This window comes from Nostoc sp. UIC 10607, assembly GCF_047228265.1.
Lineage (GTDB): Bacteria > Cyanobacteriota > Cyanobacteriia > Cyanobacteriales > Nostocaceae > Nostoc > Nostoc foliaceum_A.
Genome location: NZ_JBIQNW010000035.1, coordinates 1 through 16,080, shown reverse-complemented (window position 1 = coordinate 16,080; position 16,080 = coordinate 1). Strand labels below are relative to the sequence as shown.

Annotated in this window: 10 protein-coding genes and 1 pseudogene; 3 read left to right on the top strand and 8 right to left on the bottom strand. The window is 37.7% G+C overall.

Features of this window, described 5'->3' with window-relative positions; genetic code table 11:
- Nucleotides 1-18: 18 nt before the first annotated feature.
- The 7 genes from ACEYW6_RS23940 to ACEYW6_RS23910 all read right to left on the bottom strand — a co-directional run bounded on the left by ACEYW6_RS23940 (nt 19) and on the right by ACEYW6_RS23910 (nt 12,169).
- Nucleotides 19-1,017, bottom strand: a complete 999-nt coding sequence (locus ACEYW6_RS23940) for a hypothetical protein (protein WP_412981721.1) — start codon at nt 1,015-1,017, stop codon at nt 19-21.
- A gap of 1 nt (nt 1,018) precedes the next feature.
- Nucleotides 1,019-5,155 carry a hypothetical protein gene (locus ACEYW6_RS23935; protein ID WP_412981720.1) on the bottom strand — a complete coding sequence of 1,379 codons (4,137 nt, stop codon included), beginning with the start codon at nt 5,153-5,155 and terminating at the stop codon, nt 1,019-1,021.
- 1 nt (nt 5,156) lies between these two features.
- The gene (locus ACEYW6_RS23930) at nt 5,157-5,999 is read right to left on the bottom strand and encodes a hypothetical protein (RefSeq protein ID WP_412981719.1); all 843 of its coding nucleotides are present in this window, start codon (nt 5,997-5,999) and stop codon (nt 5,157-5,159) included.
- Between the two features lie 206 nt (nt 6,000-6,205).
- Entirely contained in the window at nt 6,206-6,835 is a 630-nt protein-coding gene (locus ACEYW6_RS23925) for a response regulator (protein WP_412981718.1), read from the bottom strand.
- Between the two features lie 6 nt (nt 6,836-6,841).
- Complete coding sequence (locus tag ACEYW6_RS23920; protein ID WP_412981717.1) at nt 6,842-9,628, bottom strand: PAS domain S-box protein; 2,787 nt, start codon at nt 9,626-9,628, stop codon at nt 6,842-6,844.
- A 782-nt stretch (nt 9,629-10,410) separates the two neighbouring features.
- A complete protein-coding gene (locus tag ACEYW6_RS23915) occupies nt 10,411-11,190 on the bottom strand; it encodes an SDR family oxidoreductase (RefSeq protein ID WP_412981716.1) in 780 nt (259 codons plus the stop codon).
- A gap of 139 nt (nt 11,191-11,329) precedes the next feature.
- Nucleotides 11,330-12,169 carry a nuclear transport factor 2 family protein gene (locus ACEYW6_RS23910; RefSeq protein ID WP_412981715.1) on the bottom strand — a complete coding sequence of 280 codons (840 nt, stop codon included), beginning with the start codon at nt 12,167-12,169 and terminating at the stop codon, nt 11,330-11,332.
- An 84-nt stretch (nt 12,170-12,253) separates the two neighbouring features.
- Between ACEYW6_RS23910 and murG the strand changes: the two genes are divergently transcribed.
- Nucleotides 12,254-13,327: an undecaprenyldiphospho-muramoylpentapeptide beta-N-acetylglucosaminyltransferase gene (gene murG, locus ACEYW6_RS23905; RefSeq protein WP_412981714.1), complete on the top strand. Its 1,074-nt coding sequence runs from the start codon at nt 12,254-12,256 to the stop codon at nt 13,325-13,327.
- A 38-nt stretch (nt 13,328-13,365) separates the two neighbouring features.
- Entirely contained in the window at nt 13,366-14,709 is a 1,344-nt protein-coding gene (locus tag ACEYW6_RS23900; protein WP_412981713.1) for a hypothetical protein, read from the top strand.
- Between the two features lie 367 nt (nt 14,710-15,076).
- Here ACEYW6_RS23900 and ACEYW6_RS23895 read toward each other — a convergent pair whose 3' ends face one another.
- The gene (locus ACEYW6_RS23895) at nt 15,077-15,439 is read right to left on the bottom strand and encodes a VOC family protein (RefSeq protein ID WP_196513319.1); all 363 of its coding nucleotides are present in this window, start codon (nt 15,437-15,439) and stop codon (nt 15,077-15,079) included.
- A gap of 315 nt (nt 15,440-15,754) precedes the next feature.
- On the opposite strand from ACEYW6_RS23895, the pseudogene ACEYW6_RS23890 reads away from it, so the two are divergent.
- Nucleotides 15,755-16,080: pseudogene (locus tag ACEYW6_RS23890) on the top strand (photosystem II q(b) protein); the annotation flags it as partial.

Here is a 16,080-nt window from a genome sequence, read left to right as displayed (position 1 = left end):
TTTGTCAAATTTACATCATTATTTTTTATGAAATAATGGTTTCTGATTTCTGATAGATGCTTTTTCTTCTTTTACTTGAGTAGTAACCTCTTTTAGCTTCAGAATAAGTACTTTTGCCAATGGTTGAAGCTGTTGAACCCGTTTACTTAAGTCTTCTTGTATATTATTAGTGCTACTCTCTACAAAAGAAGCTAATTGTAACGCCCTACCGTTGAAAAGTGCGTTTAAATACTCAAAACTACTATTTTTTATTATCTCCAGAAACTCAGGAGGCATGTTTTTTAACTCTGAGAAATAATCAGAAAGAGTTATTTTAAAGTTGAATCGAAGACTTAATGGAAGAAGTTCTCTCTCTAGATTCTGAAACAGAATAGCAAGCTTATTCGCATCTAGCTCATTCTCATCTGTTAATTTCGTTAACACCGTGAGGTCTTGTATTGTCAATTTATTATTTACAATATCTATTAATTTACTTTCTTGTGGTGACTGTTCTGGTGATCGTTTTATATTTTTTATCTTTTTTATAGCATTTAACCAATCATTAACCTCTGAATTTATCCAATCTCTATATTTTACATCTTGTTGATAGCGTTTAAAAGATAAATAAGCATCCTTATTATCAGTTAAAACAGAAGACTTATGAATGTATTGACCTTTAGTTTTTGAACAGTTTGAGCTACTTACTGGTGTTGAACCTTTGCAATCTATAATTTTTAGCCACATATCGTTTTCGTTTTCAACAGTTAACTCAACATCATTAGATAGCTTTAAGCACTCAGGAAGATTTGCTGATGGTGCTTCAGGACATTGAAAAAAACTTGGAGTTCCGTAAACAGTAATATTTGTGTATACAGGTAAAACATAAGCTGTAAAAGAAGACGTCTGACCTGTGTCAGCAAGATAATAGTCAAAGCTACTGCTAGTTACGCCCAAAATTGAGGAAACTATCATTGATGGCAATAAAGAAATTCTTGCCCAGCTAGCCAGTTTTTTAGTATTTCCTTTTTTTAGCTTCATTTTAATCCTCTTGTAAAAGTTTACTTTTGGAACAAAACATTTCATCAATTTGAATACAGTTTGGATCTTTCCAAGCTAGAATGTGTATTGCCGATTGTAAGATATTAATTGTTAAGCCAGATCTTATCTGCTCAAAAGATGATTCAAATTCCATTAAATAAATTAGAAATTTACTAGATGTTTTTACATTAGAAAAAACATTGAAAGCTTCTTTAAATAGTTTGATTTGAGCTAAAGTTAATGCTAATTCAGTTTTTGTCATTGACTGATGAGCACTAGCTCTAATCTGATTAGAAACCTTCTTTGCTTCTTTAATAACATTATTAGCTTCATCAAAATCTTTAATCTGGGCATAACCTCTTGCCAATTTACTTAGTCCTATAGCTTTCAAATAATCATCCTTGACTAAGTTTACAATGTTTTTTGCTTCATTCAATTCTCCAGCACTAACTAAATCTGCTACTAGTTCAATTACTATTTCTGGTTCATTATCAATATATTCTTGTAAAGCAAATGCAATTTTCTTAGCTTCACTAAAAATATTCCGTGCTTTATTGATATTAGTTTTAGCTACTTCTACTGCTAATCTACTCATTGCTGATGCTTTTACCGAATTTTTTTCAATTTTTTGTACAACTTCCTCTGCTTCGGAGAAATTTTTAGCTTTAGCAAGTCCTTCTACTAATAAGCTCAGTATTTCAGCCTTAAGATAAGCATGATTTTGAATAGCATTAGCGATTTCTTTTAATTTTAAAAAATTCTTATCTATCGCTAAAAAATGTGCTATATCAATCAATATTCCGCCCTGGTTATAACCAATAGTTAAATGTTCTTTTGAATATAAAATATCATCTATAATTTTATCTATATCTGTTAATATCAGCCTTGCTTCACGCCCACTCCGAACTAAAGCTATTGCTAACTTACTAAGAGCCTCTCCTTTTTGTAAATTTTCTGTTAGGCTTTGAGCTGCTTTTTCAGCTTCTCGAAAAATCACACTTACTTTATCTTTTTCATAATCGGCATTTGCCAAAATTGTTCCTAATTTAGCTAGTACTTCTGATTTAAAATCTTTTTCGACTACATCTCTAATTTTATTGAATTCAGTTGCTATCTCCTCTGCTTTCTTAAAATTATTTACTTCTCCTAAAGCTTGTATAAGTTTACTTAAAGCTCCAAGCTTATCTGATTCATTTTCAATTTTATGTGCAATTTCATGAGCTTTATTTAAAAAATCTTTAGATTCATTTGCATTTTTAGTATTAGCAATAACTGCTAATCTACTTAATACTTCAACTTGTTTTATTTTCTGCTTAATATTTAATGCTAATATTTTTGCTTCACTAAAAATCCCTGTCAAACCTAAAGCAATTGCTAATTGCGTTTCTAAAATTAATTTATATTCATTATGCACATTACTTAAATCAATAATCTTAACTTTATCTAGTATAATTTTAGCTTCGCTTTGAAATCCAGTTTGAGCTAACGCAACTGCCAAATCAATCAGTATATTTGCTTTTTTGATACCTTCCGAAACTTCATCCGCAATTTGTTCAACTTTGTTAAATAACGAACTCGCACTATTCAATGTGGCATGATTCATGGCAATTGCCAATTTAAGCAGCACATCTGTTTGTCTCCAGATATCTTTATCCTTGTTAATAACGTTCTGGGCTTCTTCAAATAAGATTTTTGCTTCTTCTCTACATCCAATCTTGGTCAAAGCTGCCGCAAATTCTACCAGCATTTCTGCTTTATAACGATAGCTCGTAATTATGTTTGTGACTTCCTGAGCTTGTGCTACAACTTTCCATACCTCAGTAAAGTCGTCGGTACAAGCTAGAGCATTTATCAATTTAATTAGAGTCTTTGCTTTATAATACGCAACGGGAATTTTTTCTACAACTTCTGCTGCTTGATGCAAAACAGCTTTTGCTTTATCTCCATATTTTGCTTCAATTAAAGCTACTGCTAATTCAATCAGCGCTTCGGCTTTATTTAAGCTATCCTCCCGAATTTCCTCTGCAATTTTTTCTGCTTCATTGAGAAGGTTGTTATCTAACTGTTTTTTTTCTTTCAGTGCATTATGAATTGTCATCAAAGCATCAAACTTATTTTTAGCATCAGGCATTAGACGAGCATGACTGAGAGCCTCCGTTTTGTGTCCTAACCAAACTAAGGTTTTTAAATTAGGGATGCTCACTCGCTGGTTAACAACCTGTAACGCTGTATAAAGCTTGACTAGTGTTACTAGCTGGTTTGCCTCCTCCAACGGATCATTGAAGTTATTAATCGCTAACTCTAGATCATCAACATAAGCTGCATTGCCAAGGTTATTAGATTTTGCTTTCATCCATTCTGGCGATCCAGTTAGCAGCGTGTAGAGTTCCTCTTGCCTTCCTGCTGCATTCAAGTGTTTTGTTAAATGCAGAAACCCATACTTAGCCTCATACTCATCTTTATTAGCCGAGTTTATGTTTTCCCAATTTATGTTTTTCCAAGATTCAGACTCTTTTTTATAATAAGATGCAATTTTGCTATGGTACTCTACTTCATCCAACGAGTAATCTTGATTACGTCTACTGTCTAGTAAATATTCATTCAACGAGATGTGATAGAAGCGATAGCGTTCTTCTACCTTTCCTTTTTCTACCTTTTCTTGAAATTCATCCATAAATTGCTTAAGTTCAGCAACTAGGGAATTTACGTAGTCGTCCTCTACGTTAGAAAATCTAGCCAATTGTTTTCGGTTTAATGCTTCTTTGGCAACTGCGAGAACACCGATAATTGGCAGATACTTCTCCTTCAAAGTTTCAGGGTCTCTTCCCTTCTCACGTTTAACACTATAACGATCAATATCAACTCCAAGATCGAAAGCGTCCATTAAAAGTTCAAATTCTCTGTCAGCATTTTTTAGAATTACTGTGACTTCATAACCAGATATTGTAACTTTGTAAATTTCATCATCTTCTTGCCATTGGGAAACCAATTTATCGGGAAACTTATTCCTAACGGTAAATTTAATTGAATCAGGTATACTTTTAAGAATTCTTTCTAATACGAAAAACTTATAAATATCATCCAATTTCTCAGGGAGAACTATCTCTCTTAAATTTGTCTTTTTTAAATTTGTGTTATCGTCGTTAATAATTTCTATAACCTGATTAAAAAAGTGGTACAAATATAGAAAATTGCCATCACTTTTCTGTTCAATTTCAGCAATGTAACTCTTTTTTTCATTAGGTGGTAAAGCCTCGATTACATCGAAAAGCGGTTTTTCTGCTGTTCGCTTCTGAATGTAAACTTTTGCGTCCTTAAGAACTTCTTGTCGGCAACCTCCTTGCTCAACATTCTTTTCTAAAAACAGCAAGTCATCACGTCGGAATTTCACTAAATGATTTCCCTGTCGAGAAGTCATCACTAGACGCAGATTTTTCGGAAAACCTGCATCTGTAGCTAGAGGGATGATGTCTATAATTCGCTTACCTGTATGTTGTAAAGACTCATCTAGAGCATCAACCAAAATCACAACCGTTTCGTCTGGATAAATCTCCTGAATTTTCCGAATAGGATCGAGTACTGCCACATGTAGTAGAGTACTTTCATCAAGTTGTTTCGAGCTATCTAATCGCTTTCCAATCTGTTCACCAGTTACTTTGCTATGACCGGACACTTGATTGGCTTCAACCAATACATTTCCCTTTAAAGGCAGGAAAGGCAGAGTATATGATTCTTTAGTAGATCGCCCAACAATCTCTGTATTATCTGTAATATTATTTACCTTTACAATAGTATCAGAAATATTCTGATCAAAAATATCTTGACCATATTTTTGGTAAAGTTGTGCGCCTAAAGAAACGAGGAAAGAGCGAGTATCCACATCACTGGCATCACTTTTATTCTCAACTCTAATAAAGTGACGAGGACAATTCCAATATTGGGCTAGGTAAGCCATGAAAGTAGATTTACCACTTCCTGGCTCACCCACAATAATTAAATGTCTCCCCTTGGGATTTTGCTTGAACTGCTCAATTTTTTTAACTAGCCATACACGCTCTACAAAAAATTTATCATCAGGATTGTAGAAACGAGTAATACTGTCCTCGTAAGTTGTTATTCTTGGAAATGAATAACTCATTTTATATTGCTCTATCTATTTTGGCTTTGGTTCTTAGCTGTTGTTGACGCAAGCTCATAACAGTACCCCTCAACTCATTACGATTTTCATCATTTAATTCTTGAATATCTTTTATCAGACTCCTCAACTGATACCCATTTTCCTTATTTATTTTTTTTAAATGTAGTATGAAAATCCTTAAATCGTTTTGGTTCTCCTTATCTAGTTCCTGAAAAAGTTGAATTAAATCATCATCTTCAAAAGATAAACCTACCACAGTTGATCCTTCTTTGATGTCCTTCGCGTCTAATCCTATTTTGAATTGTTCTAAATTCAGACCCTTGGGTGCATTCTCAGTACCCAATACCTTACTATTAGACAGCTGTTCTACCTTCATGTTGAGGTTGAGATTTTCAGTTTGTAGCCCAGCAATTTTCTGGTCTGTTTCAGCTTTTATCTTTTCAATTTGCGTCTGTGCATCAAGTCTCAATTTCTCTTTTTCGGCTTCTATTTCCGCTTGTCGCTGTACTGTTTGACGGAGTAAATTATCTTTGGCAGCTTGTGCTTCTGCTGTCAACTGCTGCCTGCGGAGCCAAAAATAAGGACCTACACCTAGAACAGGAAGAATGTATAGAAGTGTGCGAAGTTCCGTAGCAAGCTTTGTTCCAAACACTCCTATTCCAATTAGTAGCATGGTATAGCACAACAAAAAGATAAAAATCTCAGATGTTAGTTTTTCAATTCCCTTACCTAGAACATCTTCAAAGGGTGCTTTAGAATCTATAGTATTTGCTGGTAAAGACTCATCCAAACTGTTTTTTTGGGAAAGATTTGATGTCAAATCAGAACTGTTTGATTTAGTCATCTGGCTAGCTTTTTACTCTCGTCTATTTTTTGGTTTGTTTTTGAACACTGATAATTCAAGTTCAGTTTGGAAAAAGTATGTACTCCTCACAGACGTACAAATTAAAACTAAGTATATATACTAAGGCTAGACAAAAATCTTAAATTTGTCCCTAGCGAAATGTTGGGTTTTAAACCTGTCAAAATGTGAGGTCAAGAAGCTGCAAACTATAGCCTGACAATGCCCCGATTCAGCGCGGTGACTAGGGCTTGAGTCCGATCGCTAACCTTCAACTTCCCGAAAATATTATTGGCATGGAACCTGACGGTACTCTCAGCGATATTAAGGACATTGCTAATCTGCTGGTTATTCTTGCCCTTGGCGATCAGGCGCAGCACTTCTAACTCACGATCGCTCAATTCTTCACTACCCATCCGCTCGGCTAGCTTGGCTGCTATAGTGGGCGGAATATACCTTTTACCTTTATGAACAGTGCGAATCGCATCCAAAAGTTCGTTCGGTTCCGCGCCCTTGAGGAGATAGCCCTTTGCACCCGCCCGTAATCCCCGATAGATGTCTTCATCGCCATCAAAGGTAGTCAACACAACGATTCGGGCGTGTTTAAACTTAGCACAGATGGCTGCGATCGCATCAGCACCTTCCATCTTCGGCATTCGCAAATCCATCAGCGCTACATCGGGTTGATGTTGGCGGAAAAGTTCTAACGCTTCTCGCCCGTCGCCAGCATGGCCAATTACAGTCATATCTGGCTCACATTGAAGAAACATTGTTAAAGCTTGCCCCAAGATGGGATGATCGTCAGCAAGTAGGATGCGAATGACATTGGATTGGCTCATAATCATTTACTCTCGGTAGACTAATACTGAAACTTCTGTTCCCTGTCCTGGCGAACTCTGAATTGTTAGTTTTGCCCCGATGCGTTCAGCCCGTTCGCTCATGACTAAAAGCCCAAAGCTGTTGATAACAGATACACTGGCGATGTCAAACCCTTGACCATCATCTTTGATTCGCAAGCTGCACTGGCTTTCTTGATACGCCAGTTCAATTTGAATTTCTCCAGCTTGGGCATACTTGAAGGCATTGGTTAATGCTTCTTGTCCAATGCGGAGTAGGTTATTTTCAACATCTGGAGACAAGGGGTATATCTCGCCTATTAATTGGCAGACAATATGTGTATTGGTAGGGGAAAACATTTGAGTGGCGAAGCGATTGAGAGCATTAAAAATGTCGCCGTCTTCTAATAATTGCGATCGCAATGCTTTAATCGAACGGCGTGCTTCAGTTAGCCCAGAATGAGCTAAGTCTCGCCCTGCTTTGATTAATTTATGTGCTACTTCTATATCTGTTGTCAGTTTTCGTGAGGCGGTGTCTAAGTGGACAATAACAACGGTGAAGGCTTGTGCTAAAGTATCGTGAATTTCCTGTGCCAAGCGGTTACGTTCTGCCAATACGGTTGCTTCTTCAGCCTGCTTACGACTAGTAATATCCTGTATTGCAGCCATCCTGATGGTACGCCCACGATATGACATGACTCTGGCTCTGATCTCAGCCGGAAATGTGCTTCCATCCTTGCAAAGACAAACGGTTTCATAAATTCCTTCATCTCCTGAGCGAATCTTCTGCATCACCTGTTCCCGGTATTCAGGAGCAGTAAAATCCATGACACGCATACCAACCAACTCAGAAAGTTCATAACCAAACATCTCAGCACAGGTTTGGTTAGTGTCTAAAAGTATGCCTTGTTCGGTAATAGCGATCGCTTCAAATGTTGCCTCTGCTAATAGCCGAAATCGCGTCTCGCTTTCTAAAAGCGCTACTTCTGCCTGCTTGCGTTCAGCTATTTCCCGTTGTAGTTCCAGGGTACGTTCAGTAACCTGTTGTTCTAAAATCGAATTATAATCAGCTAGAATCTTCTCTGCTTTTTTGCGTTCGGTAATATCAATACAAACGGTGAGCGCATATATTACTTTCCCTGATTCATCAAAAATTGGGGTGCTTAAAACTTCTACAGGGATAGTTTTATTCGGGTGGCGAAACTCAAGATTATCAACATGGACAGTTTTACCAGCTAAAGAATATACAATTGGCAGTTCATCAGCAGGACATAACTGGTCAGTTCCAGCTAGATAAATTTGATAATATTCTGCTATATTTTCGTATTCGATAAATGGTAATAACTCTACATTGACTAACTGTTGTGAAGCTCGATTAGTATAATAGAGTTGCCCACTACTATCATCTATCGAAACACTCACAGGTATAGCGTCAAGAAATTGTTTCAGACGGGTTTCACTTTGCAATAAAGCTTTGTTTAAATCCTGCATTTGGGAAAACTTTTCTTGGAGTTGATCCGCCATACTATTAAATGACTTGGCTAATTCCCCCAATTCATCGGAACGCTCTATTCTTATTCTTTTTTCCCATTCACCTTGAGCAAGCGCTAAAGCTGATTTTTTTAAAGCTAGAACTGGTTGAGTAATCCACCGTAAAATTAAAACACCGACAGCTACAGCCACTATCAAAGCAGCAATACACAAGAAAATAGTTGTGCGGGTGTTAGCATTAATTTCCTGCATGAAGTCATCTTCTGGGACTACTACCACAATTAACCAGTCAAGTCCTCGATTATCTTGGAAGGGTAAAACTTGAATAAACTGCCGCTTCCCATCTATCGAGAAATATAATTGCTGTGAGCTATTAATTGACTTAAATTGATTAAATTTATTTTTTAAATATTTACTAGTAAATTGTGTTTTTTTATCATTACTATCTATAGCTAAAAATGGCTTAATTCTATTCTCTGCTAATTGTGATTCTAAATTATTTGAGCGGAAGGGCTTTTCATTAGTTGAGGTTGCTACCAATCTTCCAGACTGACGCTCAACAATAAAACTTATTCCTGTTTTACCAATTTTTAAATTTTGCAGAAAAGTGCCAATTTTGGATAAATTTAAATTTGAGAGTAATACACCTTGCAAATTGCCCTGTTTATCGTAAGCAGGCTGACTAGCAGCGATGTACAAGGCAATGCCAGAATTATGAGGATAAATTTCACTCCAAATTGGTCTTTCTTCTGCTATTGGTTTGTTATACCAACCACGTCTTTGAGTATCATAAGGTTTGCCAAAATCTTTTATTCCCGTGCGTGTGCCTTGTTTATCAGTAGTATAAGTCCGTAAATTATACTTAGTTGATTTACCAGATGCTCTGATTGTCAAAGAGCCATCAGGAAATATTTCTGCTGAAATAAACTCTTTGTTTTTATTGGCAAACCCAATTAGACTAACTTGACTAAATACTTTTAATTGTTCAAAAAAATATTTTTCTAAGATAGCAAAATCTTGTATATTTAATTGACCAAGTTTAATAGCATTAGCATTATTCTGATTAATTTGCTGGGGAGTTTCAAGAAAGGTATGCAGATTTTGCTGAACACGCTGGCTAATTTCACTTAGTAGCCGTGTGGCAATATTATTTACTGCTTTTTGCCCATTTTTGAATGAGAGATAACCCGTTAAACTTACCACCGCTAAGATTTGCAGAATAAAGGGAACAATCAAAACGGTTCGCAGAGAAGGTTTAATGGGAAGAGAAAGAAAGTATTGAAGATATGATATTTTGTTAAACAATAAAATATTCCTTTTATTGTCAAGACTATAAAATTTACTTAATAAATTTTTAAGTGTCTGAAGCAGAAGTAATTCAGGCTTTTTTAACTCATCCTGCATTCACTACAGCACTTTTATTTTGATTAATAATGAATCTTTCCTTTAAGTTGTATAGTCAGCACTTTTGTTTGGATAACATATATGAATTTTATGTAGGAGTAAAAATAATTTTTGCATAATCTAGTTCTAAAAAATGCATACAGAAAGATTAACCCTAAAAAATCTATCTTAGGATAGATGCTTGTTTTATTTTTTGATAAGCAGAAATTATATAACTACAAGACAATCAAAACAATTTCCGCAATCATCTACAACCAAAAGCTATAATTTTTTGAGAAAATTGTAATTTTATGTATTTTCTCAGATTTTCCAACTAGCCTTAAAGGATGTTTTAAAAGTAGTTGCTTGTTATTCCAGGTTCTTATTGATCCCCCCTAACCCATGCCAGTCGCTCCAGTTTGCAAGACCAGAATCAAAGTCCCCCTTTTTAAGGCAATACAGTTCACATAAGACCAAAACACTTGTAGAGACGGCGATTGATCGCATCTCAAAAACCCAAAAATTTGTACTTTTTAAGGGGGATTTAGCAAGGTGGTTTCATACGAAAAAAGAAAAATACATTTAAAAAGTATTTTTAGTAACATCAAAATATTCCAAATCTAACCAATGGTTTTTTGGAAATGAGCGTAGTAAAATTTTCAAAATATGTGGGAGTGTTTAGAATTTCATCTTCTTAAATTGGGTTATTTTTCTGTTCGCCGATTAACTAACGTAGCGCTAGCTTGGTCAACAGGCATCAACACAACTTCGTTAATATTGACATGGGGCGATCGCGTCACACAGAAAAATATCACATCAGCCACATCATCTGCTGTCAGTGGCGTAACTCCCTGGTAGACTGTTTTAGCGCGTTCAGTATTTCCGTGAAACCGCACCTCGCTAAATTCCGTTTCCACCATACCGGGGTCAACGGAAGTTACACGTACCTGCGTTCCCAATAGGTCTTGTTTTAAACCTTCAGAAATTGCTCTCACAGCAGCTTTGGTAGCACAGTAGACATTGCCACCGGGATAGGTTTGATGTCCGGCAATGGAACCTAAATTTACCACATGACCGCGATCGCGACTCACCATTCCCGGAACAACATAACGGGAAACATAAAGTAAACCCTTAACGTTAGTATCAATCATGTCTTCCCAGTCTTGAAAGCTGCCTTCGTGCAACTTGTCTAAACCGCGACTTAGACCAGCATTGTTAATGAGAATGTCAATTTCAGACCAGGCAGAGGGTAGAGTAGAAATGGCAGATTCAACAGCGTTGCGATCGCGCACATCTAGCTGTAATAAATGAATTTCAATACCAAATTCTTTAATGAGAGTATCTGCTAGCTGCTGCAAACGTTCTAACCGTCGTGCCGCTAAGATCAGTTTTGCACCCGCACCAGCAAAAATTCTTGCACAAGCAGTACCAATACCACTACTTGCACCAGTGATCAAAATGATTTGATTTTCTAGGGAAGTCATTAGGATAGTTAGGAGTGAGGAGTTAATAGTTATGAATTATGAATTAGTACAAGTTTCATAGTTCATAATTTATCATCAGTCGTCTATAACTCCTAACTCCTGTACAGACGCGATTAATCGCGTCTCTCTTAACTCTTAATTACTTCTTCACCACTTGCAAGCGCTGAGTTACCATCGTCATCCCATTACCCCGCAGGATGACAGCAGAAACCCATTGGCTACCAGGGGTAGATGGTGCTTGTCCCGTTTTGAACAGTCCACCAGATGTTAGTAATTCCAAATCCACGGATGTAGGGTTGAGAAATTTATCTGGTTGGATGGGTTCCTCTAGCGCCGTTCCTAGTAGAAAATCATCACCAAGTGGCTCTTGGACGATCGCATCAAAATTATACTTCTGACCAACTTGCACCTTCTCTGGTAATTTAATATCAATTTGGGGCGGCTTGCTGCCAGAGGTAAGTTGGGTGCGTTCTGACAAAATGTCTTGGCGGGTGATTTTGCCATTTTCAATGCGCTGACGCGATTTAATCGTGGCATTGAGAGCCGAATTATTACTGTTACCGGAGGATAAACCAGTTATCTTCGTTTCTGTTTCGGCAATAATCGCATTACCCTCAGGTTTTGAAGATAGCAGTTTTGTACTGTATTGCAATTTGGGATATCGTTGCCAAAGTGAAATCAAAGACTTTTCCAAGGTTTGGAGGTTTAATCCATCCCCATGAGTGAAAGTAGGGCTGTAAAATTGCAACACCCCTTTGACATCGCCTAGGCTGGCGGCGGCATCAACTTGTGTTAGCAGATTTTTCAGATTGGCTGGTGCATTTTGGGGTGTAGTGGTTTGGGATAATTGCTGTGGTGTCGTCGCTTGAGTGGGTTGCCAACCACTTGTTAAACCAAGGGTTAGCAGAAACGAAACCAGCCAGATATTCGCTGGAAATCTGATTTGTCGTCTCACTAAGGCAGTAATAATGTTAGTCATTGGTAAGAGTTTACTGATTTGATTAGAGAAAGTAAGGAAATTGTTTTATCTTAGTTAAGCTAGACGCTAAACGGTAGAGGTTTGATGGCAAACGCACCGATACGATTATTAATAGCTGCCAGTGGGACTGGTGGACACTTGTTTCCAGCGATCGCACTGGCACAAAAACTGCCAGATTATCAAATAGAATGGCTGGGAGTACCCAATCGGCTAGAAACTCAACTTGTCCCTAAAGAGTATCCCTTGAATACTATTGCAGTTGAAGGGTTTCAGCAAGGGTTTGGCTTCTCCTCGATTCGTACCTTGGGTAAACTCGCTGGTTCGATTATAGAAGTCAGACGAATTCTTAAACAGGGAAATTTTCAAGGGGTATTTACCACAGGGGGTTACATTGCCGGGCCAGCCGTCATTGCGGCGCGTTCCCTAGGTTTACCCGTGGTTTTCCACGAATCTAACGCAATACCTGGTAAAGTAACTCGCTTCTTTGGCCCTTGGTGTAGTGCGGTAGCCTTGGGATTTGAAGTAGCTGCTAAGTATTTGCCCCGTGCCAAAAATGTCTGCGTTGGCACTCCTGTAAGAGCGCAATTTCTCGATGGGGCAATTGATGCACCATTGGATTTAGCTATTCCTGAGAGTGTTCCCTTGATTGTCGTCTTTGGTGGTAGCCAGGGTGCAGTTGCAGTTAATAAGTTGGTGCGTGAATCTGCAAATGCTTGGTTTGATGCTGGTGCTTATGTAGTACATTTAACTGGCGATCGCGATCCAGAAGCAGATAGTCTCAAACATCCACAGTACATATCCTTACCTTTTTACAACAATATGGCAGCGTTGTTGCAACGGGCAACTCTTGCTATTAGTCGTTCTGGCGCAGGTAGCTTGACAGAATTGGCAGTATGTGGAACGCCAGCGATTTTAATTCCTTATCCCTTTGCCGCAGAAGACCATCAATCTTACAATGCAGACGTATTTACAAAAGCTGGTGCAGCATTAACCTTAAAGCAATCGGAGTTGACGACTGAAGTATTGCAAAGTAATGTGTTGAATTTATTGCAGTCACCGCAAGAATTAGCAAAGATGGGGGAAAAAGCCAAAGCGATCGCAGTTCCTGATAGTGCCGAAAAGTTGGCGCAGTTAGTGCGTGAGGTTATAGAAACATAATGTTGATTATTTAGCATTAAAAATTGATTTTCCAAGTTATGAATATCTTATCCAGCCAAAAATTTCGCTTCACACTAGGTTGTGCTGCCTTATTGCTTGTAAGTTTAGCCAGTAGTGATGTATATACTCAGTCAAAAACTAAACAGCTAGCTCAACAAGATAATTCCTTTACTCAGCAAGAAAATTTTGCCTCACTTGAATCACAGATTTCCTTCACATCAAATCAAATTCCTGATCAACTTACCTCAGGGTTTCAAAATCCTTTAATCCCTCAACAAACATCTGCTGAGATTACAGGTAAAGAAAACGCTTTTTCATCTCAACAGGATTTTTTAGCAGCATCTGCACCCTATCCAGTTATCGATGAGTTCAAAAAATATAAATTTAGTATTAATGGCAACCAGGTTGTTACTCCAGTCAAACTGCCAAGTAGTAAGGTTAATTTCAATCAAGGAGATTTATTAACTGTTCTCGTTAATACGAGAAAATATTTTCAAGATTATAGTTCACAAGACCCAGATATTCTGCGTACAGGAATACTCACCACTCAAGGCGTTACTGTACAAGATGTTCTCAAGACTTTAGATTTTATGATTGCTGTTTTAAAGGAGGATATTGCTAATAAGCGAGCTACTCGTTTACAAGACCCTAAATTTATCAATTCCAATTTTAGAGTTATCAAATGGACTGCCTATAACCCCAAAAATAAGAAACAAAAACAATTACGAATTACCAAATATGCTGTATTTACTCACCCCGGTTCTCGCAAGAAAACCTCTACTTTTAATACACCAATTTATAGCCTAAAGGATAGCTCTAATAACAATACTTTTTATACCAAATATACCAAACAGGATGTTTTGTCGGGTATTTATGAACCAGGTGGTAAAGAATTTGGAAAAGTTAAAAGTCTCGCTTATCTAACCAGAACTGGCTTAGAAGAAGCGTTAATGCAAGGAACAATCCTGATTAACTTTACAGATGGTTATAGGGCATTTTTTAATGTAGATAGAAATAATGGAATGTCTTATATTCGCGGCTTAAAGGCAACAGCACAAAAGCGTTATTGGTATTTTAGAGAGGTTGATGCCATTAAAGGCTATGGATATAAAATAGATGCAAAAATTTCCATTAAACCAGGAGTAACCTTTGCTGGAGATGTTTTGAATATTGGTTTAGGTAAAGTGATTATTATTGAGCATACTAAAGGCGGTCGCAAACATCTGCAAATGGGAGTTATGGCTGATACAGGCGGAGCATTTTTACCCAATCTTTATCAACTCGATTTTTTAGCAGGTATTTTTAAGAGTCAAAAAGAATTTAGGCAAAATATCAGCCAATTGCCGGAGTATGCTACAGCATATTTTTTAGTAAAGAAGTAATGCATTGACTTGATGTCAAATATCTATTAACGGTCAAAATAATTCGTAATTATAACGCTCTCTATGAGATGCTGCTCGTAGCTTGCTTCCTCGCAAGGGTAGATAGACTCGCTACCCCTAAGCTATCAGTGCAGGCTTGTACCCTCTTAATTACGAATTACGTTAGCGTAGTGGTAGCGAGTCCGCGAGCGTCATTACGAATTACGAATTACGAATTACGAATTACGAATTAGGGACTTCCAGTTAAAAAAACATCCCATTGCTGCGGGACACTCCGCGAACGAAGGGGTGCAAGGACTTGCGCCCCTTCCTGTCTCCATGTACTTTGGGATTATTTATTTTTTACAAGTCCCTTATGAATTACGAATTATTTAGTCAACAGTTCTAAGTTATGACCATTGGGGTCATAAAAATAGAAGCCACGACCTTCATTCCGGTGGTTAATTTGCCCTTTATTCTGATGCATAGGGTCGCTACTGTATTCAATACCCGCCTCTTTGATGCGTGCAAAAATTGCATCAAATTCCTCGTCACTGACATGGAACGCATAATGATGCGACTCAAACGCTTCAGCATCGGCGAAGTCAAGCGTCAGTTCATCATTTATATGCACAGCAGCGAAGTGACCAACGGGAACCTCAACCTCTAAACCAAAAATTTTGGCAAAGAACCTCGCCGATGCTTCTTTGTCATGTACGGGCACTATGGTGTGATTTAGAGTAATTGTCATGTCACACCTTCCCTCCTAATTGTTGGTAGTAATTAATATCAACTCTCTATTTCTGAGTCGATAACAACATTGTTCCTTTCTATTTTATCTTTTGGGCGCTAACACCAGAGTAAACATATCTAAATTTTGTGTTCAATGTATTTGGAACACCCGCAAACACTTACATTTAACTCTTAAATAAGCAAAACTCATGACTGATATCAGCTTTACTGAAGTGATAAAACTTGATTAAAAAATGTAAAGCATTGTAAAGTGAATCCACAGGCAAAGACAAACGAGCCTGATTCATAAATAACTAACCGCACTTATAAAACCATGACAGCAACCTTACAACAGCGCTCAAGCGCCAACGTATGGGATAGATTCTGCGAGTGGATTACCAGCACCAACAACCGTATCTACATCGGTTGGTTCGGCGTAGTCATGATCCCTACCCTACTAGCCGCCACAGCTTGCTTCGTAATCGCCTTCATCGCCGCACCTCCAGTAGACATCGATGGAATCCGTGAACCAGTAGCAGGTTCCTTGATTTACGGAAACAACATCATCTCTGGTGCAGTAGTACCTTCCTCCAACGCCATCGGCTTGCACTTCTACCCAATTTGGGAAGCAGCTTCCTTAGATGAGTGGTTGTACAACGG

What these genes read in the sequence shown, in the direction of transcription:
- ACEYW6_RS23895 (WP_196513319.1), bottom strand. Translation starts at nt 15,439, where the DNA reads ATGACAATTACTCTAAATCACACCATAGTGCCCGTACATGACAAAGAA.
- ACEYW6_RS23900 (WP_412981713.1), top strand. Translation starts at nt 13,366, where the DNA reads ATGAATATCTTATCCAGCCAAAAATTTCGCTTCACACTAGGTTGTGCT.
- ACEYW6_RS23940 (WP_412981721.1), bottom strand. Translation starts at nt 1,017, where the DNA reads ATGAAGCTAAAAAAAGGAAATACTAAAAAACTGGCTAGCTGGGCAAGA.
- ACEYW6_RS23910 (WP_412981715.1), bottom strand. Translation starts at nt 12,169, where the DNA reads ATGACTAACATTATTACTGCCTTAGTGAGACGACAAATCAGATTTCCA.
- murG (WP_412981714.1), top strand. Translation starts at nt 12,254, where the DNA reads ATGGCAAACGCACCGATACGATTATTAATAGCTGCCAGTGGGACTGGT.
- ACEYW6_RS23935 (WP_412981720.1), bottom strand. Translation starts at nt 5,155, where the DNA reads ATGAGTTATTCATTTCCAAGAATAACAACTTACGAGGACAGTATTACT.
- ACEYW6_RS23925 (WP_412981718.1), bottom strand. Translation starts at nt 6,835, where the DNA reads ATGAGCCAATCCAATGTCATTCGCATCCTACTTGCTGACGATCATCCC.
- ACEYW6_RS23915 (WP_412981716.1), bottom strand. Translation starts at nt 11,190, where the DNA reads ATGACTTCCCTAGAAAATCAAATCATTTTGATCACTGGTGCAAGTAGT.
- ACEYW6_RS23930 (WP_412981719.1), bottom strand. Translation starts at nt 5,999, where the DNA reads ATGACTAAATCAAACAGTTCTGATTTGACATCAAATCTTTCCCAAAAA.